This is a genomic window from Citrobacter freundii complex sp. CFNIH2 (assembly GCF_002880615.1).
Taxonomy (GTDB): Bacteria; Pseudomonadota; Gammaproteobacteria; order Enterobacterales; family Enterobacteriaceae; genus Citrobacter_A; species Citrobacter_A amalonaticus_F.
This window is the reverse complement of sequence record NZ_CP025757.1, coordinates 4,886,910-4,912,277: the sequence shown is the minus strand read 5'-3', so window position 1 is coordinate 4,912,277 and position 25,368 is coordinate 4,886,910. Positions and strand designations below refer to the sequence as shown.

General features: G+C 54.3%; 24 protein-coding genes, 3 tRNA genes and 1 pseudogene. 11 read left to right on the top strand and 17 right to left on the bottom strand.

The window, feature by feature from the left end:
• Window positions 1-2: 2 nt before the first annotated feature.
• From nadR to serB, 3 genes and pseudogenes are all read right to left on the bottom strand, one after another.
• Window positions 3-1,234, bottom strand: a pseudogene (nadR, locus tag WM46_RS24135) (multifunctional transcriptional regulator/nicotinamide-nucleotide adenylyltransferase/ribosylnicotinamide kinase NadR).
• Window positions 1,235-1,255: 21 nt separating this feature from the next.
• Window positions 1,256-2,638 carry a DNA repair protein RadA gene (radA, locus tag WM46_RS24130; RefSeq protein ID WP_044253979.1) on the bottom strand — a complete coding sequence of 461 codons (1,383 nt, stop codon included), beginning with the start codon at window positions 2,636-2,638 and terminating at the stop codon, window positions 1,256-1,258.
• Window positions 2,639-2,649: 11 nt separating this feature from the next.
• A complete protein-coding gene (gene serB / locus WM46_RS24125; RefSeq protein WP_042999345.1) occupies window positions 2,650-3,618 on the bottom strand; it encodes a phosphoserine phosphatase in 969 nt (322 codons plus the stop codon).
• Between the two features lie 117 nt (window positions 3,619-3,735).
• Here serB and WM46_RS24120 point away from each other — a divergent pair, with 117 nt between their 5' ends.
• Together WM46_RS24120 and lplA are read left to right on the top strand one after the other, a co-directional pair.
• On the top strand, window positions 3,736-4,380 hold the full coding sequence (locus WM46_RS24120; protein ID WP_102603573.1) for a YtjB family periplasmic protein: 645 nt from the start codon (window positions 3,736-3,738) through the stop codon (window positions 4,378-4,380).
• A gap of 25 nt (window positions 4,381-4,405) precedes the next feature.
• Window positions 4,406-5,422 (top strand): lipoate--protein ligase LplA, encoded by a 1,017-nt coding sequence (lplA, locus tag WM46_RS24115; RefSeq protein ID WP_102603572.1) that lies wholly within the window; start codon window positions 4,406-4,408, stop codon window positions 5,420-5,422.
• Between the two features lie 97 nt (window positions 5,423-5,519).
• Here lplA and deoD read toward each other — a convergent pair whose 3' ends face one another.
• The 4 genes from deoD to deoC form a co-directional block, all read right to left on the bottom strand.
• Window positions 5,520-6,239, bottom strand: a complete 720-nt coding sequence (gene deoD / locus WM46_RS24110) for a purine-nucleoside phosphorylase (RefSeq protein ID WP_102603571.1) — start codon at window positions 6,237-6,239, stop codon at window positions 5,520-5,522.
• 195 nt (window positions 6,240-6,434) lie between these two features.
• Window positions 6,435-7,658, bottom strand: a complete 1,224-nt coding sequence (gene deoB / locus WM46_RS24105; RefSeq protein ID WP_061075293.1) for a phosphopentomutase — start codon at window positions 7,656-7,658, stop codon at window positions 6,435-6,437.
• Between the two features lie 51 nt (window positions 7,659-7,709).
• Window positions 7,710-9,032 carry a thymidine phosphorylase gene (gene deoA, locus WM46_RS24100; protein WP_102603570.1) on the bottom strand — a complete coding sequence of 441 codons (1,323 nt, stop codon included), beginning with the start codon at window positions 9,030-9,032 and terminating at the stop codon, window positions 7,710-7,712.
• 106 nt (window positions 9,033-9,138) lie between these two features.
• A complete protein-coding gene (deoC, locus tag WM46_RS24095; RefSeq protein ID WP_042322726.1) occupies window positions 9,139-9,918 on the bottom strand; it encodes a deoxyribose-phosphate aldolase in 780 nt (259 codons plus the stop codon).
• Between the two features lie 261 nt (window positions 9,919-10,179).
• Here deoC and WM46_RS24090 point away from each other — a divergent pair, with 261 nt between their 5' ends.
• Together WM46_RS24090 and WM46_RS24085 are read left to right on the top strand one after the other, a co-directional pair.
• Window positions 10,180-11,730, top strand: a complete 1,551-nt coding sequence (locus tag WM46_RS24090) for a YjjI family glycine radical enzyme (protein ID WP_102603569.1) — start codon at window positions 10,180-10,182, stop codon at window positions 11,728-11,730.
• Entirely contained in the window at window positions 11,702-12,565 is an 864-nt protein-coding gene (locus tag WM46_RS24085; RefSeq protein ID WP_102603568.1) for a YjjW family glycine radical enzyme activase, read from the top strand. The genes WM46_RS24090 and WM46_RS24085 overlap by 29 nt, the downstream gene beginning before the upstream one ends.
• On the opposite strand, the gene WM46_RS24080 is transcribed toward WM46_RS24085, so the two are convergent.
• The 8 genes from WM46_RS24080 to holD form a co-directional block, all read right to left on the bottom strand.
• A complete protein-coding gene (locus WM46_RS24080; RefSeq protein ID WP_061075298.1) occupies window positions 12,554-13,336 on the bottom strand; it encodes a metal-dependent hydrolase in 783 nt (260 codons plus the stop codon). The genes WM46_RS24085 and WM46_RS24080 overlap by 12 nt on opposite strands.
• Window positions 13,333-14,406 carry a patatin family protein gene (locus WM46_RS24075; protein WP_102603567.1) on the bottom strand — a complete coding sequence of 358 codons (1,074 nt, stop codon included), beginning with the start codon at window positions 14,404-14,406 and terminating at the stop codon, window positions 13,333-13,335. The genes WM46_RS24080 and WM46_RS24075 overlap by 4 nt, the downstream gene beginning before the upstream one ends.
• Window positions 14,407-14,527: 121 nt before the next feature.
• Entirely contained in the window at window positions 14,528-14,689 is a 162-nt protein-coding gene (locus WM46_RS24070; protein WP_003019081.1) for a DUF1328 domain-containing protein, read from the bottom strand.
• A 125-nt stretch (window positions 14,690-14,814) separates the two neighbouring features.
• Entirely contained in the window at window positions 14,815-15,432 is a 618-nt protein-coding gene (osmY, locus tag WM46_RS24065; protein ID WP_061075299.1) for a molecular chaperone OsmY, read from the bottom strand.
• Between the two features lie 414 nt (window positions 15,433-15,846).
• Window positions 15,847-17,436, bottom strand: a complete 1,590-nt coding sequence (gene prfC / locus WM46_RS24060; protein ID WP_061075300.1) for a peptide chain release factor 3 — start codon at window positions 17,434-17,436, stop codon at window positions 15,847-15,849.
• 92 nt (window positions 17,437-17,528) lie between these two features.
• Complete coding sequence (yjjG, locus tag WM46_RS24055) at window positions 17,529-18,206, bottom strand: pyrimidine 5'-nucleotidase (protein ID WP_061077931.1); 678 nt, start codon at window positions 18,204-18,206, stop codon at window positions 17,529-17,531.
• A 14-nt stretch (window positions 18,207-18,220) separates the two neighbouring features.
• Window positions 18,221-18,667, bottom strand: coding sequence for a ribosomal protein S18-alanine N-acetyltransferase (gene rimI, locus WM46_RS24050; RefSeq protein WP_042322031.1), 447 nt, complete (start codon window positions 18,665-18,667; stop codon window positions 18,221-18,223).
• Window positions 18,636-19,049 carry a DNA polymerase III subunit psi gene (holD, locus tag WM46_RS24045; protein ID WP_102603566.1) on the bottom strand — a complete coding sequence of 138 codons (414 nt, stop codon included), beginning with the start codon at window positions 19,047-19,049 and terminating at the stop codon, window positions 18,636-18,638. Before holD ends, rimI begins: the two co-directional genes overlap by 32 nt.
• 102 nt (window positions 19,050-19,151) lie before the next feature.
• Between holD and rsmC the strand changes: the two genes are divergently transcribed.
• From rsmC to WM46_RS24025, 4 genes are all read left to right on the top strand, one after another.
• Window positions 19,152-20,183: a 16S rRNA (guanine(1207)-N(2))-methyltransferase RsmC gene (gene rsmC / locus WM46_RS24040; RefSeq protein WP_102603565.1), complete on the top strand. Its 1,032-nt coding sequence runs from the start codon at window positions 19,152-19,154 to the stop codon at window positions 20,181-20,183.
• A gap of 302 nt (window positions 20,184-20,485) precedes the next feature.
• Window positions 20,486-20,571: transfer RNA gene (locus tag WM46_RS24035), tRNA-Leu, on the top strand.
• A 28-nt stretch (window positions 20,572-20,599) separates the two neighbouring features.
• A tRNA-Leu gene (locus WM46_RS24030) sits at window positions 20,600-20,686 on the top strand.
• A gap of 31 nt (window positions 20,687-20,717) precedes the next feature.
• Window positions 20,718-20,804 (top strand) — tRNA-Leu (locus tag WM46_RS24025).
• A gap of 36 nt (window positions 20,805-20,840) precedes the next feature.
• On the opposite strand, the gene WM46_RS24020 is transcribed toward WM46_RS24025, so the two are convergent.
• Window positions 20,841-21,077: a DUF1435 domain-containing protein gene (locus WM46_RS24020; RefSeq protein WP_080950076.1), complete on the bottom strand. Its 237-nt coding sequence runs from the start codon at window positions 21,075-21,077 to the stop codon at window positions 20,841-20,843.
• 243 nt (window positions 21,078-21,320) lie between these two features.
• Here WM46_RS24020 and WM46_RS24015 point away from each other — a divergent pair, with 243 nt between their 5' ends.
• Together WM46_RS24015 and fhuF are read left to right on the top strand one after the other, a co-directional pair.
• Window positions 21,321-22,385, top strand: a complete 1,065-nt coding sequence (locus tag WM46_RS24015; protein WP_061075303.1) for a GGDEF domain-containing protein — start codon at window positions 21,321-21,323, stop codon at window positions 22,383-22,385.
• Window positions 22,386-22,498: 113 nt separating this feature from the next.
• Entirely contained in the window at window positions 22,499-23,287 is a 789-nt protein-coding gene (gene fhuF / locus WM46_RS24010) for a siderophore-iron reductase FhuF (protein ID WP_102603564.1), read from the top strand.
• Between the two features lie 28 nt (window positions 23,288-23,315).
• On the opposite strand, the gene WM46_RS24005 is transcribed toward fhuF, so the two are convergent.
• On the bottom strand, window positions 23,316-24,662 hold the full coding sequence (locus tag WM46_RS24005; protein ID WP_102603563.1) for a PTS sugar transporter subunit IIC: 1,347 nt from the start codon (window positions 24,660-24,662) through the stop codon (window positions 23,316-23,318).
• Between the two features lie 235 nt (window positions 24,663-24,897).
• On the opposite strand from WM46_RS24005, the gene WM46_RS24000 reads away from it, so the two are divergent.
• Window positions 24,898-25,356, top strand: a complete 459-nt coding sequence (locus WM46_RS24000) for a YbaK/EbsC family protein (RefSeq protein ID WP_102603562.1) — start codon at window positions 24,898-24,900, stop codon at window positions 25,354-25,356.
• Window positions 25,357-25,368: the final 12 nt, after the last annotated feature.

The window sequence follows — 25,368 nt, the reverse complement described above, 5'->3', positions numbered from 1 at the left end:
GCTCATCCCTGCTCACCCATCATCTCTTTGACCAGCTCGACGCAACGCAGAAAACGGCCATCGTAATCCGCCTCCTCGACATGCACGAAGTCGATATTGTTTTCGCGCAACATCGCCACCAGCAGCGTCTGAAATTCTTTGCGGTCCACTGAGCTACCGAGGCTGCGCAAACCGTCCGCCACCCACGGCGTGTTATTTTCCAACAGGATCACCAGGTCAAAGCGGTATTCATCGATCAACGCCTGCACAAACGGATGCTCTCGCCCTTCGTACTTTTTGCAGAAGGCCTGAGTCGTGACGAAGTCGGTGTCGATAAACGCCACTTTATTGGCGTACTTCACTGCAAAATCAATGTACTGCGCGTGGCCCAGCGCGATTTTATCGTAGTCAGAATATTGCAGCGCCATCTCATCCCCCCGAGGTGAGAGAAGACATAGTCGCGGCCATACTCCCACGCACTGGTGGTATTGAAGATATTCGCCAGCTTATTGACCAGCGTCGACTTTCCGCTCGACTCTCCGCCCAGCACCGCTACGGTACGCACGAAGAACGGCTTCACTTCGGTAGGAATATATTCCCAGTAGCGGAATGGATTTTCACGGATTTGCGCGCCGCTGATGCTCATAAAGGTACGTTTGGGATCGATGAGCACCGTTTCGATACCCAGATGTTTCAGGTACTGCGGCGCATCAGCGTCTTCTGAGGTATAGATCCAGTTTGGCACAATCCCCTTCTCCGCCATAAACGCGTTGATGCCCTTGCTCCAGACGTCCCAGCCGTGCGGATACGGCTCCATCCCCTCTTCGTTGAAGGCATGAATGCGAATATTTTTCTGATATTTGAACGTTTGTAGCAGCCAGCGCAGACGATCCGAAACGGTGGGCTGTTGCGACATCGCGCTGTCTTCAAACAGCGCACGGTCGCGCGTATCGTCATAGCCCATGATGATATGCAACTCGTCCACCTGGCTACAGGCGCGCTGAATCAGATAAATATGACCGGTGTGCAGCGGATAAAATTTGCCGAACACCACACCGATATTTTTCTGCTGCCGGGGAAACTCCAGCCCCAGAAAACGGTGCAACGCCTCCAGCTTTTGCGCGCTGGGGCTTTTGATCTTGGCATTGAGGAGTTGACTGAGATAGCCCTTGGTCATTCCACTGGCATCCGCCACTTGTTGCAGGGTACAGCCCTTTTGCTTGATCGCGGTTTTCAGATAATCAAATGACGACATGGGTAACCTCCGTTTCACTCATTATAAGTCGTCAAATACGTTTAACGCATCCGCCAGCTTCTTGACGCCAAAAACCTGCATCCCTTCTGGCGGTTTTTTCGGCACGTTGGCCGCCGGAACAATCGCGCGACGGAAGCCGTGTTTTGCGGCTTCTGAAATACGTTCCTGGCCGCTGGGCACCGGGCGAATCTCTCCTGCCAGCCCCACTTCGCCAAACACCACCAGGTCCTGCGGCAGCGGCCTGTCGCGCAGACTGGAGACCATCGCCAGCAGCAGCGCCAAATCCGCGCTGGTTTCTGTGACTTTGACGCCGCCCACCACGTTAACGAACACATCCTGATCGGCCATTTGCAGACCGCCGTGACGGTGCAGCACCGCCAACAGAATCGCCAGACGGTTCTGCTCCAGCCCCACCGCCACCCGTCGCGGGTTCGCCATCATCGAGTGATCAACCAGCGCCTGAATCTCCACCAGCAGCGGTCGCGTCCCTTCCCAGACCACCATCACCGAACTGCCGGAGGTGACCTCATCGCCACGACTCAGGAAGATCGCCGAAGGGTTGCTCACTTCGCGTAGTCCCTGTTCGGTCATCGCGAAGACCCCTAACTCATTCACCGCGCCAAAACGGTTTTTGTGGCTGCGCAGGGTGCGAAAACGGGAATCGGCATCGCCATCCAGCAATACCGAACAGTCAATGCAGTGTTCAAGCACTTTTGGCCCGGCCAACGAGCCGTCTTTGGTCACGTGACCCACCATCACAATCGCCACACCGCGCGTCTTGGCAAAGCGCGTCAGATAGGCCGCCGTCTCACGCACCTGCGCCACGCTGCCGGGCGATGACTGGATATCCGCCATGTGCATTACCTGAATGGAGTCGATCACCATCAGCTTCGGCTGCTCTTCTTCCGCAATCAGGCAGATCTGCTCAATGCTGGTTTCCGAAAGCATGTTGAGATTGTTGGTCGGCAAGCCAAGACGGTGCGCGCGCATTGCCACCTGCTGCAGGGACTCTTCCCCGGTGACGTACAGGGTTTTCATCTGCTCCGCGAGCTTGCACAGCGTCTGCAACAACAGCGTGGATTTACCCGCGCCGGGGTTACCGCCAATCAGAATCGCGCTGCCGGGAACGACGCCGCCGCCCAGCACGCGGTCAAACTCTTTAAAACCGGTGGAAAAACGCGGCAGCTCTTCCAGGCTAATATCGGAAAGCTTCTGAACCTTTGCAACGCCAGCGCTCCCGGCATAACCACTCAGTCGCTCATTACGCGCCACCGTCGGCGATGCAGCCAGGCGCACCTCGGTGATGGTGTTCCACGCATGACAGGCGCTGCATTGCCCTTGCCAGCGCGGATAATCCGCCCCGCATTCATTACATACAAAGGCGCGTTTTGGAGCTTTTGCCACGGTTTACCTCATTATTTCTGGTTCATGCTGCCGGAGAGAATGCAGAACACCCCCATCAGGTCAGCGTGACGGATAGTAATCTCCGTCTTTTCATTCACTTTCGGCTTGGCATGGTACGCAATCCCCAGCCCCGCCGTTTTGATCATCGGCAGATCGTTGGCGCCATCGCCAATCGCCACGGTCTGCGCGATCGGGATTTCATATTCCTGCGCCAGTCGGGTCAGCGTTTTGGCCTTGTACTGCGCGTCGACGATATCGCCAATCACATTGCCGGTGAATTTGCCGTCCATGATCTCCAGTTCGTTCGCCACCGCCGCCGTTAGGCGCAGTTTCTCACGCAGATATTCGGCAAAGAAGGTAAAGCCGCCGGAGGCGATCGCCACCTTCCAGCCCAGCGTTTCCAGCTTCAGCACCAGTTGCGTCAGGCCAGGCATCAGCGGCAGACTTTCACGTACCTGATGCAAAATATTGGCATCTGCGCCTTTCAGCGTCGCCACACGACTGCGCAGGCTGGCGGTGAAGTCGAGTTCGCCGCGCATCGCCCGTTCAGTCACTTCCGCCACCCTTTCGCCGGTACCGGCCAGTTTGGCGATCTCATCAATACACTCGATCTGAATCGCGGTGGAGTCCATGTCCATCACCAGCAGGCCTGGAGTACGCAAATGCGGGATTTTCCCCAGCGGCGCGACGTCTAATTGCGCATCATGCGCCAGTTTTGTGGCGCGAGGCGTGAGCGATCCAGCCAGGCGAATGACCTGATAGTCCTCGACGCACCAGGCCGCGACAATCACCATCGCCGCGCCCAGTTTACTCTGGTACTGAGTCAGACGTTGTTTATCCAGCCCGCGTCCGTACAGTAGCCAGCCGCTACGTCCAGCGTGGTAATCCAGTGGCATCACCTCGTCACCACTCAAAGAAAGGGGCAAACCTGGCCATAAAGAGACATCTTCAGGCAAATCGCACCAGGTAATGTTAGGCATTAAAGCTCCTGTAAAATCGTTCGGGCCGGAAAGGATCCTGGGGAAAATAACGCATGAGGCTACCTTGTAACCATCGCTTCTGGCAACATTAAGCCTCAAATTTTCAGCAGGTGGAATATGGCTCGCGCAAAACTGAAATTCCGACTTCATCGTGCAGTGATTGTATTGTTCTGTCTCGCACTGCTTGTCGCGCTCATGCAGGGCGCGTCCTGGTTCAGTCAAAATCACCAGCGACAGCGAAATCCGCAGCTTGAAGAGCTGGCCCGTACGCTGGCGCATCAGGTGACCCTGAACATCGCGCCGCTGATGCGAACTGAAACGCCTGATGAAAGACGTATCAAGACCATTCTGCAGCAGTTGACGAAGGAAAGCCGTATTCTTGATGCCGGGGTTTATGATGAACAAGGCGATATGATCGCCCGCGCAGGCGAAAGCGTAAATGTGCGCGACCGTCTGGCGCTGGACGGTAAAAAAGCTGGCGGCTACTTCAACCAGCAGATTGTTGAACCCATTCAGGGGAAAAATGGTCCACTGGGCTATCTGCGCCTGACGCTGGATACGCATACCTTAGCCACTGAAGCCCGGCAGGTGGACAACACTACCAACATTTTACGCCTGATGCTGCTGCTTTCACTGGCCATCGGCGTGGTGCTGACCCGCACTCTGCTGCAGGGTAAACGTACCCGCTGGCAGCAATCTCCCTTCCTGTTGACCGCCAACAAGTCGGTGCCGGAAGAGGAAGAGAACGAGAAAAAAGAGTAATTCATTACAGGAAAGGAAAACTGACATGTCGACACTTCGCCTGCTTATTTCTGACTCTTATGACCCCTGGTTTAACCTGGCGGTCGAAGAGTGTATTTTCCGTCAGATGCCCGCCACTCAGCGCGTGCTGTTTTTGTGGCGCAATGCCGATACGGTCGTCATTGGGCGCGCGCAAAACCCGTGGAAAGAGTGCAATACGCGGCGGATGGAAGAGGACAACGTGCGCCTGGCGCGCCGCAGCAGCGGCGGTGGCGCGGTGTTCCACGATCTCGGCAATACCTGTTTCACCTTTATGGCCGGGAAGCCGGAATACGATAAGACCATTTCGACGTCAATTGTCCTGAATGCGCTTAACGCGCTGGGCGTGACGGCTGAAGCCTCCGGACGTAACGATCTGGTGGTGAAAACGGCGGATGGCGACCGTAAGGTTTCTGGCTCAGCCTACCGCGAAACCAAAGATCGTGGTTTTCATCACGGCACACTGCTGCTGAATGCGGATCTCAGCCGGCTGGCTAATTATTTGAATCCGGATAAAAAGAAACTGGCGGCCAAAGGAATTACTTCTGTACGCTCGCGCGTGGCGAATCTCACCGAACTGCTGCCGGGAATCACGCATGAACAGGTTTGTGCGGCGGTGACCGAGGCCTTTTTCGCTCATTACGGCGAATGCGTTGAAGCGGAGGTGATCTCCCCGGACAACACGCCCGATCTGCCGAACTTTGCCGAAACCTTTGCCCGTCAGAGCAGTTGGGAGTGGAACTTCGGTCAGGCACCGGCCTTCTCGCATCTGCTGGATGAACGTTTTACCTGGGGCGGCGTTGAGCTGCATTTTGACGTTGAGAAAGGACATATCACCCGTGCTCAGGTCTTTACCGACAGTCTCAATCCGGCACCGTTAGAAGCGCTGGCGGGTCGTCTGCAAGGATGCTTGTACCGTGCGGATATGCTGCAACAGGAGTGCGAGGCGCTGCTGGTTGATTTCCCGGAGCAAGAAAAAGAGTTACGCGAGCTGTCGGCATGGATTGCCGGAGCGGTGCGTTAAGCACTGGCCTGAAAATGCCGGATGGCGGCGACGCCTTATCCGGCCTACGAGAAGAATGGTAAGCCCGGTCAGCTCAGCGCCACCGGGCAAACAACGCTTACTCTTTATCGCCCAACAGAACGGATTCCAGTGCGATTTTGATCATGTCGTTGAAGGTCGTCTGACGTTCAGCCGCAGTGGTTTGCTCGTGAGTACGGATATGGTCGGATACGGTGCAGATGGTCAGCGCTTTCGCGCCAAATTCTGCCGCCACGCCGTAGATACCCGCCGCTTCCATTTCCACGCCCAGGATGCCGTACTTTTCCATCACGTCGAACATTTCGCCGTCCGGAGAGTAGAACAGATCCGCAGAGAACAGGTTGCCGACGCGTGCGTCCACACCCAGCGCTTTTGCCGCTTCAACCGCGTCACGCACCATGCCAAAATCAGCAATCGCGGCAAAATCATGGTCTTTGAAACGAATGCGGTTCACTTTGGAATCGGTGCAGGCACCCATACCAATTACCACGTCACGCAGTTTCACATCGGCACGCACGGCGCCACAGGACCCTACACGAATAATTTTCTTCACGCCGAAATCGGTGATCAGCTCTTTGGTATAGATGGAGCAGGACGGGATACCCATACCGTGACCCATCACGGAGATCTTACGGCCTTTGTAAGTCCCGGTGAAACCTAGCATGCCGCGAACGTTGTTCACTTCGCGTACATCTTCAAGGAAAGTTTCCGCAATGTGTTTTGCGCGCAGCGGGTCGCCCGGCATCAATACGACGTCAGCGAAATCACCCATTTCTGCATTAATATGTGGAGTTGCCATTTGTTGTCCTTATTTCGTTGTTATTGCCTGATGGCGGCTACGCCTTATCAGGCCTACAAAACGTATTCAAATACCCTAAGGATTTCGCGTTGTAAGAAGGCGACGAACTCGTGAATCCCCGGGAGCATAGATTAACTATGTGACCGGGGTGAGCGAATGAAGTCAACGCATCTACAGCGCGAAAGACAACGGGTATCACAGCATGTTTTTACCGTAGTCCATCGGCGACGTACCAAAGTAGCTCGCCAGTGTCTGACCGATATCCGCAAAGGTTTCACGGTGACCTAACGAGCCCGGTTTTACTTTCGGGCCGTACACCAGCACCGGAATGTGTTCACGGGTGTGATCGGTACCGGTCCAGCTCGGATCGCAGCCATGGTCAGCGGTCAGGATCAGAATGTCATCTTCACCCACCAGCTCCATCAGCTCCGGCAGACGGCGGTCGAACAACTCCAGACCGGCGGCATAACCGGCGATATCGCGACGGTGCCCCCAGGAGGAGTCGAAGTCCACGAAGTTGGTGAAGACAATCGTCTTGTCACCGGCTTCTTTCATCTCTTTAACCGTGGCGTCAAACAGCGCGTCCAGACCCGTGGCTTTCACTTTTTTAGTGATGCCGCAGTTGGCGTAGATATCGGCGATTTTACCGACGGACACCACGTGGCCATCTTTCTCATCAACCAGTTTCTGCAACACGGTCGGCGCTGGCGGTTCAACGGCCAGATCGTGACGGTTACCGGTACGCTGGAAGTTACCCGCTTTGTCGCCAATAAACGGACGCGCGATGACGCGACCGATGTTGTAACCGCCTTCGGTCAGCTCTTCACGGGCGATCTCGCACAGCTCGTAAAGTTTATCCAGACCAAAGGTCTCTTCATGGCAGGCAATCTGGAACACGGAATCCGCTGAGGTATAGAAAATCGGTTTGCCGGTTTTCATATGCTCTTCGCCCAACTGGTCCAGAATCACCGTACCGGAAGAGTGGCAGTTACCGAGATAGCCCGGCAGGTTCGCACGTTTGACCAGTTTATCCAGCAGTTCCTGCGGGAAGCTGTTCTCGTGGTCGCTGAAATACCCCCAGTCAAACAGAACCGGCACACCGGCGATTTCCCAGTGGCCAGACGGCGTATCTTTACCGGATGAGAGCTCATGCGCCCAGGCGTATGCGCCAATCACTTCCGCGTTGGCGTCCATACCGGCTGCGATTTTACCGGTAGACCCTTCATGCGCTTTCACCAGACCCAGGCGAGTCAGGTTTGGCAGATTCAGTGGGCCTTTACGCCCTTTGTCAGCCTCGCCTTTGGCACAGGCTTCAGCGATATGCCCCATGGTGTCGGAACCGACGTCGCCAAAGCGATCCGCGTCTTCCGTCGCACCAATACCAAAGGAGTCCAGCACCATAATAAATGCACGTTTCATCTTGTTCTCCATTCATCTGCGCTGCAAAAAAGCGATCAGATCAGTATATAGCTATTCGGTAATGCGACGATAGACCGTTGGTGTGCTTTCAGGCGCTTTATCGTCAAGGATAATTGCCGCTTTGACGGCTTTCGCCGCTTCCTGCCAGCTGGCTTCATCTTTCGCGTGGATCACCGCCAGCGGACGCTGCCCGTCTACGCTGTCGCCCAGACGGGCCATATCGGTAAAGCCGACGCTGTAATCAATGGTGTCCGACGCCTGGCGACGACCGCCGCCCATCGACACCACCGCCATACCCAGCGCGCGAGTATCCATCGCGCTGACGAACCCTTCACTATCAGCATAAACCGCTTTGCTGAGCATTGCCGTCGGCAGGTATTTCGCGTAGTTCTCCACGAAGTCGGTCGGGCCTTTCTGGGCCGCAACCATACGCCCAAAGACGTCCGCCGCTTTTCCGTTATCCAGCACCGCCTGCAATTTCGCACGCGCTTCAGCGTCGTCTTTCGCCAGATTGCCGGAGATCAGCATTTCAACACACAGCGCCATCGTCACGTCGAACAGGCGTGGGTTGCGGTATTCGCCGGTCAGGAACTGCACCGCTTCGCGCACTTCCACCGCGTTACCCGCGCTGGACGCCAGCACCTGGTTCATGTCGGTCAGCAGCGCGGTTGTCCGCACGCCGGCGCCATTTGCCACGCCAACGATCGCTTCCGCCAGCGCTTCAGAAAGTTCATAGGTTGGCATAAACGCGCCGCTGCCAACTTTCACGTCCATAACCAGCGCATCCAGCCCTTCCGCCAGTTTTTTCGCCAGAATGGAGCCAGTGATAAGCGGAATGGAATCCACCGTCGCGGTGATATCGCGGGTGGCATAAAAACGTTTGTCCGCCGGTGCGAGCGAGCTGGTTTGCCCGATGATCGCCACACCCACGTCCTTAATGATTTCGCGGAAACGGTTGTCGTCCGGGAAGATATCAAATCCAGGAATCGCTTCCAGTTTGTCGAGCGTACCGCCGGTATGACCCAGTCCGCGACCGGAGATCATCGGAATGTAGCCGCCGCAGGCTGCTACCATTGGACCAAGCATCAGTGACGTCACGTCGCCCACGCCGCCAGTGGAGTGTTTATCCACGATCGGGCCGTTCAGATTCAGGCTCTTCCAGTCCAGGACGGTTCCTGAATCCCGCATTGCCATCGTCAGCGAAACGCGTTCTGGCATAGTCATATCGTGGAAGAAAATGGTCATCGCCAGGGCGGCGATCTGCCCTTCTGAGATGGTGTTGTCACGAATACCGTTGATAAAGAAACGAATTTCTTCATCGCTCAACGTATGACCATCACGTTTTTTACGAATAATTTCTTGTGCGAGAAACACGGTAACCTCCCGATTAGGGCCGGGTAAGCAATGAGCTCCCCGGCGAGTCGTATTAATGCCGGATGGCGGCTAACGCCTTATCCGGCCTACGATGGGCAATTCAAACTTAATAGCTGCTTGCGCTCTTGCCGTCCCCATGCCCCAGCGCTTTCAGCAGGCTTGCCAGCAGGCTGGATGCCCCAAAGCGGTAGTGACGGGAATCCGCCCAGTCAGCGCCAAACAATTCGTCAGCGATAGCGAGGAACTGCTGAGCATCTTCCGCACTGCGCACGCCACCCGCAGGTTTGAAGCCTACGGTTTTGGATACGCCCATATCGCGGATCACTTCCATCATGATGCGTGCGCTTTCCGGCGTGGCGTTTACGGGTACTTTACCGGTCGACGTCTTGATGAAATCGGCACCAGCTTTAATCGCAATTTCCGACGCTTTACGAATCAGAGCCTCTTCTTTCAGCTCACCGGTTTCGATGATCACTTTCAGCAGCACGTTTGCCGCCGCGCACGCGTCTTTACAGGCTTTAACCAGATCGAAGCCGACCTGTTCGTTACCGGCGATCAGCGCGCGGTACGGGAAGACCACATCCACTTCATCCGCCCCGTAGGCAATCGCCGCCCGGGTTTCCGCCAGCGCGATCTCAATGTCGTCGTTGCCGTGCGGGAAGTTGGTCACCGTCGCAATACGGATATCCGGGGTGCCCTGCTCTTTCAGCGTTTTACGTGCAATCGGAATAAAACGCGGATAGATGCAGACTGCAGCGGTGTTGCCGACCGGGGTTTTCGCCTGATGACACAGCGCGATCACTTTTTCATTGGTGTCGTCGTCATTCAGGGTGGTCAGATCCATCAGTTTCAGTGCGCGCAGGCTGCTTGCAGTTAAATCGCTCATAACATTCTCCAACGGCATCGCCGTATAAAATTCTCACCTTGCGAGTCTGTTAGTATTCTAACATCCACTCGCCATTACACTTCGATATACATCACAGTTAATGAAAACTACGTACAAATTTGCATTACTGTAATGAGATCAACTTCAAATAATAGTCCTTTTCTGTCGATTTCTTCTCCACTCAGGCGCATCAGGATCAAAGTGCCGGCAGCACATCTTTCTACAATGACGTTATGATCTTCGGCCTATAAAGGAATTACGATGCCTACGACCCATGAAACCGCGCTGCAACAACGTTGCCAGCAAATCGTCACCAGCTCACTCCTCAGTCCGGAACAGAAACGCCATTTCCTCGCACTGGAAGCAGAGAACAACCTGCCTTACCCTTCACTGCCCGCCGGGGCGCGTCAGGCGCTGGACGACGGGGTTATCTGCGATATGTTCGAAGGTCACGCGCCGTATAAACCGCGCTATGTGCTTCCTGATTACGCGCGTTTTCTGGCCAACGGTTCAACCAGGCTGGAACTGGAAGGGGCGAAAGATCTGGACGATGCACTGTCCCTGCTGACCATTCTGTATCACCACGTGCCTTCCGTCACATCGATGCCGGTTTACCTGGGGCAACTGGATACGCTGCTGCAACCGTATGTGAAAATTCTAACACAAGAAGCGATCGATATTCGAATAAAACGTTTCTGGCGGTATCTCGACAGAACGCTGCCTGACGCTTTTATGCACGCCAACATTGGCCCGGCCGATACCCCTATCACCCGGGCTATTTTACGCGCCGATGCCGAATTAAAGCAGGTCGCGCCTAATCTGACGTTCATCTACGACCCGGAAATCACACCCGATGATCTGCTGCTGGACGTGGCGAAAAACATCTGTGAATGCAGCAAGCCACATATTTCCAATGGACCGGTAAATGATAAAATTTTCACAAAAGGTCGCTATGGTATCGTCAGCTGTTACAACTCTCTGCCGCTTGCCGGCGGCGGCAGCACGCTGGTTCGTCTCAATCTGAAAGCCATTGCCGAGCGCAGCACTTCTGTCTATGACTTCTTTAACCGCACGCTGCCGTACTACTGTCAGCAGCAAATTGCCATCATCGATGCGCGATGTGAGTTCCTCTATGAAAAATCACATTTCTTTGAGAATAGCTTCCTGGTGCAGGAAGGTCTGATCGATCCACAACGTTTTGTGCCGATGTTCGGTATGTACGGCCTGGCGGAGGCGGTTAACCTGTTGTGCGAAAAAGCGGGTATGAATGCGCGCTACGGCAAAGAGGAGACGGCGAACGATCTGGGCTATCGCATCAGCGCCCAGCTTGCGGATTTTGTTGAAAATACGCCGGTGAAATACGGCTGGCAGCAGCGCGCCATGCTGCACGCCCAGTCGGGGATCAGTTCAGATATTGGCACCACGCCGGGCGCACGTTTACCTTATGGCGATGAACCGGATCCGATCACCCACCTGCAAACCGTCGCACCGCATCACGCGCATTATCAGTCCGGTATCAGCGACATTCTGACGCTCGATGAGACCATCAAGCGTAACCCGCAGGCGCTGGTGCAACTCTGTCTGGGCGCGTTCAACGCGGGAATGCGTGAGTTTACCGCCAACGTCAGCGGCAACGATCTGGTCCGCGTCACCGGATACATGGTGCGCCTGTCGGATCTGGAAAAATACCGCGCCGAAGGCTCGCGGACCAATACCACCTGGTTAGGTGAAGAGGCCGCACGCAATACGCATATTCTGGAACGCCAACCTCGTGTCGTCAGTCATGAACAGCAGATGCGCTTCAGTAAGTAAGGTGATACCGTTCTCCTGCGTGGACGGGCCGGGCAGTCGCCTGGCCCTCTTTCTGCAAGGGTGCAACCTGCGCTGTAAGAATTGCCACAACCCGTGGACGATGGGGCGCTGCAACCACTGCGGCGAATGCGTCCCACAGTGCCTGCATCAGGCGCTGAGTCTCAGTGACGGGAAGGTTGTCTGGCAGGCTGATGTCTGCGAACAGTGTGACACCTGTTTGCAGATGTGCCCGCAGCAGGCAACGCCGATGGCGCAGATGATGAGCGTTGACGAGGTGTTGCGCCAAATCCGCAAAGCGTCATTGTTCATTGAGGGGATCACCGTCAGCGGCGGCGAAGCCACGACGCAGTTACCTTTCATTGTGGACTTATTTACGGCTATTAAGGCCGATCCACAGCTCCAGTCGCTCACCTGTCTGGTCGACAGCAATGGGCTGTTGAGCGAAACCGGCTGGCAGAAATTGCTACCGGTTTGCGATGGCGTGATGCTCGATCTCAAAGCCTGGGATAGCGCGCGCCACATCGCACTCACCGGTCGGGATAACGCGCAGATCAAGCGCAGTATTACGCTGCTGGCGCAGCGAGGAAAGCTGGCAGAACTGCGCCTGCTGGTCATTCCCGGGCAGGTGGATTATTTACAGCACATTGATTCGCTCGCCGCATTCATCGGACAGCTGGGAAATGTCCCGCTACGGCTGAATGCCTTCCACGCGCACGGGGTGTACGGTGAGGCAAAAGCCTGGCCGAGCGCGACGCCACAAGAGGTGGAGACGCTGGCGCAGGCATTACGGGAACGCGGAGTGACTGAGCTTATCTTCCCTGCGTTATATCTCTAGAGTAAATAATGTTGTCGTATTGTGATACAGCGCCTCAGCGATCGCCTCTGCGGGTTCCGGGCGCAGTTCGCATAACACATCGAACACTCTCGCCGCCTGTTCCGGACGATTTGGCTGCCCCTGAAAACCATTCAGCGGCATATCCGGCGCGTCGGTCTCCAGCAGCAGCGCCTCCAGCGGCAATCGGGCCATCACGTCACGGGTTTTACTGGCGCGCGGATAGGTAATCGTCCCGCCCACCCCGATTTTATAACCCAGTTGCACAAAACGCTCTGCCTGCTGCAGGCTGCCAGCGAAACCATGCACCACGCCGGTACGCGGCAGATCCTGGCGTTTTAGATGCATGGCCAGCGTGTCATGCGTGCGCCGGGAATGCAGGATCACCGGTAAATCATAGCGTTTTGCTAACCGCAACTGGGCCTCCAGAAACCGCTCCTGCTTCGCGAACTGCGGCTCGTCGCGATACCGATCCAGGCCTACCTCACCAATGGCGATCACTTTTGTCGGGCGCGTCGCCAGTGCCTGTTGCAGACGCGCAAGATCCTCATCGGTATGTTGCTCAATCACGATGGGATGCAGCCCCAGCGCGGCATACAACGGGGAAAAGCGTTCCGCCAGCGCCTGCACGCGGGCAAAGTTTTCCGCTGCGGTGGCCGGAATGATGATCTTCTCAATGCCTGCCTCACCTGCGAGTTGCAGGCTGTGGGTTTCATCCCCGGTAAAAGGCGGAAAGTCAAAGTGACAGTGGGTATCGATAAAGCGAAAACTCACGCCAGATCCTCATTGCTGAATGTCGTATCGTTAGCCTGCGGCGCATCGCTCACCACCGCCGCATGGGCATCGTTGGCCACCGGTGCCGGCGGAACCACCACCGGCGTCGGCGTGACGATTTGCGGCAGATGGCGTGATAACGGCGGCTCCGCTGCCAGTAGTTTTCCCACGGTCGCCAGGAAGTAGCGCCCACACAATCGCCCCGTTTTATAGTCTTCCCGCAGTGCCGGAATGCGACTTCCCAACGCCATGCTTTTAAGTGGCTTCGGCGGATAGATTTCAAAGATCTTCAGCTTGCCCGGCGGTTTTTCAATGAATTGCTGAATTTCCGTATAGCTGGCTTCATGGTGCTGAACCAGATTAAGAAGCGGCTGCAGGCTGCTTTCGCCCAGCCAGCGCTCCATCCGCTTGAACCACTGCGGGGTGTAATACATTTGCGAAGGCACAGTCCGAATCACCACCAGCGTTTTCGCCCCCTGCTTCACGGCCTCACGAACCGGGATTGCATCGCTGATCCCACCATCGAGGTAATTGATTCCTTCCAGCGATACGCCGCTACGATAGAACCCTGGGATCGCGCTGGACGCCCGGATCAAATCGAGCCAGTTTTGCGTATTGGGAGAGAAATAGTTCGGCGTGTAGTCATCACCCCGACAGGCGCACATGTAAAACGATTTCCCCGTTTCGAACAGGCGAGAGGCGGTATCCATCTGTAACGGCATCTGGCTGGCCGTGGACTCCACCAGCCAGTCGAGATCGATCAGATTCCCGCCGCGCACAAAGCGTACCGGGTCAAAGAATTCCCGTCTGGTGGTATAGCGCATGATGACTCTGCGTCCGTAGCCGGGCTGGTTGCACAAATAGGCCGACAGGTTTTGCGCCCCCGCGGAGGTGCCGTAATAGAGATCGAACGGATTAAACTGCGCGCGCATGAACTCGTCCAGTACGCCTGCGGTAAAGATGCCACGCTGCCCGCCGCCCTCGCAGACCAACGCCAGGCGACCCGGTTTGAACGTTTTTAATGACAACGGCGCAATATTGCCGAGCGTGACGGGTATACGCTGCCCCACCTCTGCCTTCCTGTTTCTTATTACGTAATGTGCCAAAATAACGCAAATAGGCGGCGGCTAAAACCGAAAAAGCCAGTCCACTGGACTGGCTTGACAGCAAAATCGTTGTACGCTCTACGCGCTAGGGCCGCTTACGCCCTGTAAACAGGCTGACCAGGAAGAGAATAATCCCGACGACGAAGACAATTTTCGCCGCGCCCGCTGCCGTACCGGCCAGTCCACCAAATCCCAGAGCGGCGGCAATTAACGCGATAACCAGAAATATAATGCCCCAACGAAACATACGCTTCTCCTTTACCATAGTTAATGTCGACCGCTTGATATGAGCGCTCAGGCTGCTCATTCACGCTATTGTTTGTGTAATGCTCATGACGTCCTCCGACCCAGGCCGGAGGAGAAAACGAAGATTTACTGTGCTTTCAGATCGTTTTTGACGCTTTTGACGCCATCAACGGCTTTCGCGATGCTTTCAGCGCGCTCGATTTGCGCCTGAGAATCCACGGTGCCGGAAAGCTGGACCACACCATCGGTCGTTTCAACTTTCACTTTGCGGGAAGGAACGATGTCATCCGCCAGCAGTTTCGCTTTGATCTCGCTGGTCGTTGCCGTATCGCCGGCATAGCCTTTCACAGAGTCGGATTTGCTGTCGCGCACGTGGAGCTTGTCGCTAACGGAGGTCACACCTTCAACGCCTTTCGCCACGGTCACGGCCGCTTCCGCCTGCGCCTGGCTTTCGACGAAGCCGCTCAGCGTCACGACTTTCTGCTCGGTTTTGACGGAAATATCGGTGCTCTTAATGCTTTCATGATCCACCAGTGCCGCTTTCACTTTCGCGGTAATGGCGCTGTCATCCATGAAATTACCGACTTTATTCATAGAGCTATCGACTTTCTGCCCTGCACTTTCTACACCGGATTGCGCTTTATCCGTTGTGGCGTTTTCTGCATACGCAGAACCCGTTGCCACAGCGGAGGTCAACATCACGGCCAGCAGAGTTTTAGAAATCTTCAGTCTTGTCATAGTCATCGATTTATTCCTGTATGGTTTGCTCATAATTTGAGCTCAGGCAACATAAGGTTGCATTGCTGAATGTGGTGAAAAATTCACCCAGCTCAGAAGTCAATGGCGGCGGTCACAATCACAAAACGGAAAAGGTGATGATGATGCGCTGACAGATACCTCTCTGAGTCAGTTATTAATATCACAACGACAATAGACATTAGCTTTAAGCACTTAGATTCACGCATTGAACGGTATTTAAAACCAATGTTTATGTCATCACTTTGTTAAATATAGATCACAATTTTGAAAAAGCGCGGCGGATTGCGCAAAAAACAGGCAGTCATAAGCAAAACAGAGGGATTTAAGAACATTCCGCAAGGGGCTAATAAGGCAGGAAAAGTCGCAGGGCGCAGCGGCAGCCGCGCCCTGAAGGGGTAATTAGTGTTCGCGCGTCTTGCGGAACTGAACGTCGGGATAACGCTCTTGCGTCAGGTTGAGATTCACCATCGTCGGAGCGATGTAGGTCAGGTTGTCGCCGCCATCCAGCGCCAGCTGAACTTCGTTCTTACGCTTAAACTCTTCGAATTTCTTCGCGTCAGCACATTCCACCCAGCGCGCCGTTGCCACGTTGACGGACTCATAAATGGCCTCAACGTTGTACTCACTCTTCAGACGGGCAACGACCACGTCGAACTGCAGCACACCGACCGCGCCCACAATCAGATCGTTATTGGCGATCGGACGGAACACCTGTACCGCACCTTCTTCGGAAAGCTGTACCAGCCCCTTCAGCAACTGTTTCTGCTTCAGCGGATCTTTCAGGCGAATACGACGGAACAGTTCCGGCGCGAAGTTCGGAATACCGGTGAACTTCATCATTTCACCCTGGGTGAAGGTATCGCCAATCTGGATAGTGCCGTGGTTGTGCAGACCGAGAATATCGCCCGGGTAAGCCTCTTCCACATGCGAACGGTCACCAGCCATAAAGGTCAGCGCGTCAGAGATCACCACGTCTTTGCCGATACGGACCTGACGCATCTTCATGCCTTTTTCGTACTTGCCGGAAACAACGCGCATAAATGCCACGCGGTCACGGTGTTTCGGATCCATGTTGGCCTGGATTTTAAAGACGAAGCCGGTGAACTTCTCTTCTTCCGCTTCCACCACGCGCGTATCAGTCTTGCGCGGCATTGGCGCTGGCGCCCACTCCACCAGACCATCCAGCATGTGGTCAACGCCGAAGTTACCCAGTGCGGTACCAAAGAAGACCGGGGTAATTTCGCCCGCCAGGAACAGCTCTTTATCAAACTCGTTAGAGGCGCCCTTCACCAGTTCCAGTTCGTCACGCAGCTGCTGCGCCAGATCGTCGCCAACGGCCGCGTCGAGATCCGGGTTATCCAGACCTTTAACTATGCGCACTTCCTGGATGGTATGGCCTTTCCCCGTCTGATACAGATAGGTTTCATCTTTATAAAGGTGATAAACCCCTTTGAACAGCTTGCCGCAGCCAATCGGCCAGGTGATCGGCGCACAGCCGATTTTCAGCTCGTTCTCAACTTCGTCCAGCAACTCCATCGGGTCACGGATGTCGCGGTCGAGTTTGTTCATGAAAGTCAGGATCGGCGTATCGCGCAGACGGGTGACTTCCATCAGCTTACGGGTACGATCCTCGACGCCTTTCGCGGCGTCGATCACCATCAGACAGCAGTCCACTGCCGTCAGAGTACGATAGGTATCTTCGGAGAAGTCTTCGTGCCCCGGGGTGTCCAGCAGGTTAACCAGACAGTTATGATACGGAAACTGCATGACAGAGGTGGTAATAGAGATCCCACGCTGCTTTTCCATTTCCATCCAGTCCGATTTTGCATGCTGGCTGGAACCACGGCCTTTTACCGTACCGGCAGTCTGAATCGCCTGTCCGAACAGCAACACCTTCTCAGTGATGGTCGTTTTACCCGCATCCGGGTGAGAAATAATGGCAAAAGTGCGGCGCTTGGCCACCTCCTGCAAATAAGGAGACAACGTCATAATTCATTCTTCTTGAGTAAACGCGGCATCGCACCGCGCATGTTGAATACGAAAAATTGCGGCTATTTTACCCATCAGCGGGGGGGAGGCAATCAGTGTTTACACAGGAGCTGCTCCAGTTCGTGTAATGACGATACTGTCCAGGTTGGCTCAATGCCTTCGGGCTGCTCGCGATGATGCGCATTCAGCCAGCAAGTAGAAAGCCCGGCGTTGATGCCACCGAGAATATCGGACGCGGCAGTATCTCCTACCATCAGTACCCGATCGCGATCGGGATTGCCCGCCTGCGCCAGGGCGTAATCAAAAATCTTCGGATCCGGTTTCGCCACGCCCACTTCTTCGGAAATGACCAGCAAATCAAAGTAGTCGCGTAGTCCCGTGCGCTCCAGGCGGATCTGCTGCAGGGAAGTGAAGCCGTTGGTAATAATGCCAATTTTGGCTTTGCCGCGTATCGCATTGAGCAGCGAAACGGCCCCCGGCAGTGGCGCGCAAATTTCGGCCATCGCGTTCATAAAGGCATCGTTAAGCGATCCCGGCTCAACCTTTAACCGTTCTGCCCAGCTCTGGAAGCGGGCATGCTGAAGCTGTAATGAGGTGATCGCGCCGTTCTGATAATCCACCCACAGCGGTTTATTCACGGCCTGGTAGTCCTGAAAATCCTCAGCGGTAAAGGTGATGCTGTAATCGAGAAACATCCGCTGTAAGCCAGTAAACGAGTCAAACGTGAACAGCGTTTCGTCGGCATCAAAGAAAATCCAGTCCCACTTCATCATTACACCTTCTTTTACATACTGATTGGCAGTGCCATTATGATGGCGTCCTCACGACCGTCAGCGGTCGGATAATAATTGCGGCGAATCGTTGCCTCGTTAAAACCTAAGCTTTCGTACAGTGCGATGGCAGCAACGTTGGAAGCGCGAACCTCCAGCCACAGCGTCAGGACGCCGCGTTTTTCTAATTCATCAATGAGATGTTCCAGCAGCGCTTTCCCTAATCCCCGGCGCTGAAAATCGGGATCAACGGCAATGTTGAACAGCGTCGCTTCATCCAGCACTACCTGCGTAATGGCAAACGCCGCCATTCTCCCCTCTACCGTCAATTGATAGTTGAGATAACGCTCTCCCTGATTACTGGCAAACGTGTGCTCACTCCAGGGAAACGCATGGGCGCGCTTTTCAATCTGAAACGCGGCGGGTAAATCACTCTGACTGAGGGAAGAAATCGTGTTCATGTGTGCAGATTTGTTGCCATAGTGCGGCGCGCGCCGTTGGGTTTGCCCGCAATTCATCAAATGCCGGCGTTGCAACCTGCGCCCCTTCCAGCGACAACGGATCATCTGTACCCAGTCGCCAGCTGTTGCAGCGGCTGCCCTGCGGCAGCATCGCGACGCGTTCGGGCGTCACCTGCAAAACCTGATCGGGGCTCAGCGTTAATGCGCGCAGAATGTCACTGACCAGAGGTTCAGTCAGCGGCGGCAGTGTTTCACCGACCATCACCAGACGGACGTGCGCAGGAATAGAAATCGCGATTTCTCCCTGCAACGCGCCAGGGCGACGCAGCGACCACTGGGTAATGCCCAGTTGCTGTAACTGCCAGTCTCGTCGGGTTGTCATAGCGAATCGCTCCTGTAATCAGGGGCGCAAATATAGCAAATTAGTCGAATAGACGCCATCAAACGTCTATAATCGCCCGCTGTATGAATTAAGGAGTTTTCCATGTCTGCTTTTACCCCGGCAAGTGAAGTCTTGCTGCGCCACAGTGATGATTTCGAACAAAGCCGTATTCTGTTTGCCGGAGACTTGCAGGATGACCTGCCCGCACGCTTTGAAAGCGCTGACCGCCGCGTGCATACACAACAGTTTCACCACTGGCAGGCGCTGAGCCGCCTGATGGGCGACAACGCACGCTTTGGCCTTGTCGCGCAAGCGGAAGACGTTGCCGACTGCGACACCTTTATCTACTACTGGCCGAAAAACAAGCCGGAAGCCCAGTTCCAGTTGATGAACATTCTGTCGCTGCTTCCCGTGGGAACCGATATTTTCGTCGTCGGTGAAAACCGCAGTGGCGTACGTAGCGCCGAGCAAATGCTGGCGGAATACGCCCCGCTGAACAAAATTGACAGCGCGCGTCGTTGTGGCCTGTATCACGGTCGTCTGGAAATGCAGCCGACGTTTGATGCCGATAAATTCTGGGGCGAGTACCACGTTGACGGGCTGACGATCAAAACCTTGCCTGGCGTCTTCAGCCGCGATGGTCTGGATGTCGGCAGCCAGTTGCTGCTCTCCACCCTGACGCCGCATACCAAAGGCAAAGTACTGGACGTCGGCTGTGGCGCAGGTGTGCTTTCTGTCGCACTTGCCAGCCACTCGCCGAAAGTGCGTTTAACGCTCTGCGACGTCGCCGCACCGGCAGTTGAAGCCAGTCGCGCCACCCTGGCAGCGAACGGCATTGAGGGTGAAGTCTTTGCCAGCAACGTCTTCTCTGAAGTGACGGGGCGCTTTGATATGATCATCTCTAACCCGCCGTTCCATGACGGAATGCAAACCAGCCTTGATGCCGCGCAATCTCTGATTCGCGGTGCCGTACGTCACCTGAACAGTGGCGGCGAACTGCGCATTGTCGCTAACGCCTTCCTGCCGTATCCGCAGGTTCTGGATGAGACCTTTGGCTTCCACGAGGTTATCGCCCAGACCGGACGCTTCAAAGTATATCGCACGGTCATGACCCGCCAGGCGAAAAAAGCGTAGCATCACGATAACGGCCATGCGAATGGCCGTTGAGAGGGATGACAAACCTCATCATCCCGATACCGGACAAGCAGAGATCACCTCATTAAAAACAAGGAAAATCAATTCATTGATTTTCGGCTGATAACCACAAAGAAGGAAAAACCACGTTTTTTCCTTCTTTGTCAGCAGTCTGAACGGCCATGCGAATGGCCGTTTTTGCAGCAATCACCGCTATCCCACGTAATTAACTATTGACGAAAAGCTGAAAACCACTAGAATGCGCCTCCGTGGTAGCGATTCTTTTTAAGAATCGATGGTATGCGAAGGTGGCGGAATTGGTAGACGCGCTAGCTTCAGGTGTTAGTGTCCTTACGGACGTGGGGGTTCAAGTCCCCCCCTCGCACCATAAACCACGTTGATATTGCTCGCACTGGGCGAAGGTGGCGGAATTGGTAGACGCGCTAGCTTCAGGTGTTAGTGTTCTTACGGACGTGGGGGTTCAAGTCCCCCCCCTCGCACCAACGAGGCGATATCAAAAAGTAAGATGACTGTGCGAAGGTGGCGGAATTGGTAGACGCGCTAGCTTCAGGTGTTAGTGTCCTTACGGACGTGGGGGTTCAAGTCCCCCCCCTCGCACCAATTATCTTACCTTCCTCTCAGAGCATTCCCGATTATTCATCCCTGATTCCAGTTCATCATCACCAGCATCATTCCGCCGATCAACACAACGCATGATGGTAACAATACAAAGTGCCGTAATTGTTTGTGATAGAGCATCGCCGGTGTCAGCAGCAACCCGAATACAATAATGGTCTTCCATGCCCCGAGGGAAAGATCGGCAAACGCCAGCCCAGCAATCACGATCCCTGGCAGCAAGACTCCCCAACCACTGCCCAGCGCCCGTTGCAACATGGTTTCACCTCTCACACCGATAATGATAACCAATATCATATGATAAATTTTCTCATTTGTCAGCAATCCATACACCAGTTACATGAGCTTTACTTAAGCAATGATGACACGAATTATTTAAGGTGATAAATTGCACAGCGGTAAACATAGAAACACAATAATCTGATCTCAAGCGAGCATCTTCTCGCCCATTATTTGTGTGCCTGAACAGTGTAATTGTTAGATAAATAATGACGTTAAGATATGACTGCACAATCCTGGCAAACTCTGCGCACGAAAAAATACCAACTCTCTCTGCGACTTTTTTTGTTTCTCAACGCTATTTCCGCGTTGTTTGCCGTAGCCTTTCCGATCTATCCCAGTAAAACCCTCTCCACACCAGGATTCCTCATCCTTGTGCTGAGCACTGCGTTACTGACATGGCATGTAAGGTATGCGAAGAAGCGGATTAATCTCCACGCCATCTCGATACTCTTTGGTGGGTTATGGGCAGCGCACATTACGCTGAAATACCTGGCTCAGCAAAATCCTGACTATTCTTTTTTGCTGATGGCACTGCTGACGGTGTTATTTATTGGCTCAATTGCTTTTGCCAATAATATCATTGCCTTCACTCTTCATTCGCTGCCATCCTTATTCGCCTGTTTATGGCTAAATGGCAACGAAAACGGCCTGCGGTTGCTATTTTTTATGGCTCTGCCCATGGCCGGTATCGCGATTCAGCATGTGATTCAAAAACGCTACGATGACTTTGCCCAGCAACTGATGTTCAAACTGCTCGCCGAAAAAGAGACGCTGACTGACCTGAGTATGCTTGATTCATTAACAGGCCTGTACAATCGGCGGGGACTCCAGCATAAGTTGAACGCTGTGCTGGAACTCGATACGCATGAACATTACGTTTTACTGATCGACATCGACCATTTCAAAGCCTACAACGATCACTACGGGCACATGATGGGCGATCAGGCGCTAATCCGCGTTTCCGCTGCGATCCGCAACGCCGTGCGTTCACGTGATGTCGTCGCCCGTTTTGGCGGTGAAGAGTTTATGGTGTTACTGACGGCGAGCGACCCACAAACCGCCCGCGAGGCGGCGGAACGCATCCGACAGCATGTTTACGATCTCAAAATTCCCCATATGTTCAATGAGAGCGTCGCGACTCGCGTCACGATCAGTATCGGTATAGCGCCTCTGGTGGGAAGAGACGTGGAAGGGGCGATTCTTCATGCCGATCAGGCGCTCTATAAAGCGAAAGATTTGGGCCGTAACCATATTTTAGTCAGTGGCGATCCGGGTATTGCCTGACGAACGATGGCGCATTCGTGCGCCGTTAAACGCCAGACTGACAAAGATCTTGCTATCGGTTATGCCTATCGTTAGGATTAGCAATCATTATCATTTAGATTACTATCCAGACTATGGCCTATCGTTCCGCACCGATCATTGACGATGTCATCTGGCGAACGCATCTCCAGCCGCAGATGCCCTCGCTGGCCGAAGCCGTGCGCGCAACCATAGCCCAGACGCGTGAGCATCTGCTGGATTTTATCCGTCTGGATGAACCCGCACCGCAGAGTGCGATGACGCTGGCACAGTGGCGTCGCCCCGGCGAGCTTCAGTCTCTGCTGGCAATCTACTCCGATCATATTTATCGCAACCACCCCACGCAGTCGCGCGAAAATAAGCCGCTAATCTCGCTGTGGGCGCAGTGGTACATCGGTCTGATGGTACCTCCGCTGATGCTTGCCCTGCTTACGCAGGAAACGGCTATTGATGTCTCGCCCGAACATATCCACGTTGAGTTTCACGAAACCGGACGTGCTGCCTGCTTCTGGATCGACGTACATCAGGATCAACTGGCGACAACACAATCCCCGCAGGCACGCATGGAAACGCTGGTTAAGCAGGCGCTGACTCCGGTCATCCAGGCGCTTGAGGCGACCGGAGAGATCAACGGCAAGCTTATCTGGAGCAATACTGGTTATCTGATTAACTGGTATCTCACTGAGATGAAACCGCTGCTGGGCGAAACATTGTTGAATACGCTGCGCCAGGCCTGCTTCTTTGAAAAGCAGTTGTCCTGCGGGGCTGACAACCCACTCTGGCGCACGGTCGTCCCTCGTGAAGGCATTCTGGTACGCAGAACATGCTGCCAGCGTTATCGTCTGCCGGACGTTCAGCAGTGCGGTGACTGTACGCTGAAGTAATCAGGGAGCGTTCGCCCCCTGATGACGACTACGCAATCTGCTCGTTTTCCGCGTCTGAACGTTGTGCCTCTTCCGCCTCTTGTTCCAGCAGTTGCTTCTCGTACACTTTAAAGAACGGGAAGTAGATGACGGCTGAAACTATTGCCAGAAGAACCACCAGAATGGCAGCACGATAATCCCAGCCTAATGCCCACGCGGCTCCGACTGGCGCTGGCGCAGTCCACGGCACAACCGAAATCACGCGACCAATCAGATCCAGTTTCATCGCCGCCCATGCCAGCACGGCGTTCACCATCGGCGCCAACAGGAAAGGAATAAAGAACACCGGGTTCATAACAATCGGCGTACCGAATATCACCGGTTCGTTAATGTTAAAGATACTGGGTACCACGCTCAGCCGGCCTATTGAGCGCAGATGCACGGAACGACTGCGCAGATAGCAAATCACCAGTCCCATCGTCGCACCCGACCCGCCAATCACGATGAAGAACGTCCAGAATGCCTCCATGAAAATATGCGGTAACGGTGCCCCCTGCGCCAGCGCAGTCTGGTTCATACCAAGATTGGTCAGCCAGAACATTTGCAGCATCCCGGAGACGATCGCCGCACCATGAATACCGGCAAACCACAACAGATGACCAATCAGTACCGCCAGTAAAATCGCTGGCAGAGAGTCGGCAGCGGATACCAGTGGTTTGAAGATGGACATAATGGCTTGCGGGATGAGCATGTCGAACTGTGCCTGAATCAGCAGGCTGAGTGGGTACAATGTCAGCACCACCACCAGCACCGGGATCAGCAGATCGAATGAGTTTTTGATCATCGGCGGGACCTGATCAGGTAAACGAATACCGATGTTATGCGCCTTCAGAAAGCGCATCATTTCTACGCAGTAAATTGCCACCAGAATCGCCGTAAAAATCCCTGTCCCGCCGAGACTGTCCACAGGCAGAGTGCCTTTTGTTTTAGGTGCGGCGACCAGTAAGAACGCCATGATAGAGAGCATGGCACACATGAACGGATCCAACTGATGTGACTTGACGTAATGTTTGCCCAGGTTATAGGCAATGGCGGCACAGATGTAGATCGACATGATCCCCATGGTCATGTCAAAGGGAGTCAGGATCTGCCCTTCAAACTGCTTCGCCAGATCCAGCCAGGTCCGGGCAAAGCCCCAGGTGGTATCGGGTGAAAACGGAGGATAGGCAAATACCAACAGAAACGATCCGACAATCATAAATGGCATCGCGGAGATAAAGCCGTCACGGATAGCCATAACATGACGCTGTGAAGAAATGCGCCCGGCAATCGGGCTGACATAGTTTTCAACAAACCGGAAAATCACATTAAAGACTGCATGGTTGATAGATTTCATAAGTGGCTCTTTTTATGTGATACAGAGGAAGTGACAGCTCCAGTATTAATCGCTCTTTCACGGACTGCAACCGGTTACGGTAACCGGTTTCCGTGAATGTGAAGAGGATCGAAAAATCGCCCATGTTGCTGGTTTGTTACATTAAAATATTTACAGTACAGGAAGACTTATGCCAAATTACGCCAGCAGTTTTCTGAAGCGTTGAAGACTGTAGAAATGGTGTCAGGAGAATCGAATGAGTCTGCAATCGGTACGGCAATTTTTAGCCGAGCATGCCCCGGATATTGAAATCATTGAATTAAATCAAAGCACCGCGACGGTTGAGCTGGCGGCGAAAGCGCATAACGTCCAGCCCGGACAGATAGCGAAAACCCTTTCGCTGAAGGTTAAGGACGCCATCATCCTGGTCGTCGCCAAAGGCGATGCAAGACTGGACAATAAAAAGCTCAAAAGCACTTTCGGCGCCAAGGCGCGCATGCTGAGTAGTGATGAGGTTGTCAATGCGACAGGGCATCCCGTTGGCGGGGTCTGCCCATTCGGGCTGGAAACCCCGTTACCTGTTTATTGTGATGTCTCTTTACGCTCGTTCACCGAAGTCCTTCCGGCGGCTGGTGCCACACATAGCGCAGTGCGTATTGCGCCAGAGCGTATGGCTGAACTGACTTCAGCCACCTGGGTTGATGTGTGCCAGTAATCGCCTTATTAC

Bases quoted from the DNA above. Each gene is read 5' to 3' on its own strand.
- serB (WP_042999345.1), bottom strand. From the start codon at position 3,618: ATGCCTAACATTACCTGGTGCGATTTGCCTGAAGATGTCTCTTTATGG.
- WM46_RS24120 (WP_102603573.1), top strand. From the start codon at position 3,736: ATGGCTCGCGCAAAACTGAAATTCCGACTTCATCGTGCAGTGATTGTA.
- lplA (WP_102603572.1), top strand. From the start codon at position 4,406: ATGTCGACACTTCGCCTGCTTATTTCTGACTCTTATGACCCCTGGTTT.
- deoD (WP_102603571.1), bottom strand. From the start codon at position 6,239: ATGGCAACTCCACATATTAATGCAGAAATGGGTGATTTCGCTGACGTC.
- deoB (WP_061075293.1), bottom strand. From the start codon at position 7,658: ATGAAACGTGCATTTATTATGGTGCTGGACTCCTTTGGTATTGGTGCG.
- deoC (WP_042322726.1), bottom strand. From the start codon at position 9,918: ATGAGCGATTTAACTGCAAGCAGCCTGCGCGCACTGAAACTGATGGAT.
- WM46_RS24090 (WP_102603569.1), top strand. From the start codon at position 10,180: ATGCCTACGACCCATGAAACCGCGCTGCAACAACGTTGCCAGCAAATC.
- WM46_RS24085 (WP_102603568.1), top strand. From the start codon at position 11,702: ATGAACAGCAGATGCGCTTCAGTAAGTAAGGTGATACCGTTCTCCTGC.
- WM46_RS24070 (WP_003019081.1), bottom strand. From the start codon at position 14,689: ATGTTTCGTTGGGGCATTATATTTCTGGTTATCGCGTTAATTGCCGCC.
- osmY (WP_061075299.1), bottom strand. From the start codon at position 15,432: ATGACTATGACAAGACTGAAGATTTCTAAAACTCTGCTGGCCGTGATG.
- prfC (WP_061075300.1), bottom strand. From the start codon at position 17,436: ATGACGTTGTCTCCTTATTTGCAGGAGGTGGCCAAGCGCCGCACTTTT.
- yjjG (WP_061077931.1), bottom strand. From the start codon at position 18,206: ATGAAGTGGGACTGGATTTTCTTTGATGCCGACGAAACGCTGTTCACG.
- rimI (WP_042322031.1), bottom strand. From the start codon at position 18,667: ATGAACACGATTTCTTCCCTCAGTCAGAGTGATTTACCCGCCGCGTTT.
- holD (WP_102603566.1), bottom strand. From the start codon at position 19,049: ATGACAACCCGACGAGACTGGCAGTTACAGCAACTGGGCATTACCCAG.
- rsmC (WP_102603565.1), top strand. From the start codon at position 19,152: ATGTCTGCTTTTACCCCGGCAAGTGAAGTCTTGCTGCGCCACAGTGAT.
- WM46_RS24020 (WP_080950076.1), bottom strand. From the start codon at position 21,077: ATGTTGCAACGGGCGCTGGGCAGTGGTTGGGGAGTCTTGCTGCCAGGG.
- WM46_RS24015 (WP_061075303.1), top strand. From the start codon at position 21,321: ATGACTGCACAATCCTGGCAAACTCTGCGCACGAAAAAATACCAACTC.
- fhuF (WP_102603564.1), top strand. From the start codon at position 22,499: ATGGCCTATCGTTCCGCACCGATCATTGACGATGTCATCTGGCGAACG.
- WM46_RS24005 (WP_102603563.1), bottom strand. From the start codon at position 24,662: ATGAAATCTATCAACCATGCAGTCTTTAATGTGATTTTCCGGTTTGTT.
- WM46_RS24000 (WP_102603562.1), top strand. From the start codon at position 24,898: ATGAGTCTGCAATCGGTACGGCAATTTTTAGCCGAGCATGCCCCGGAT.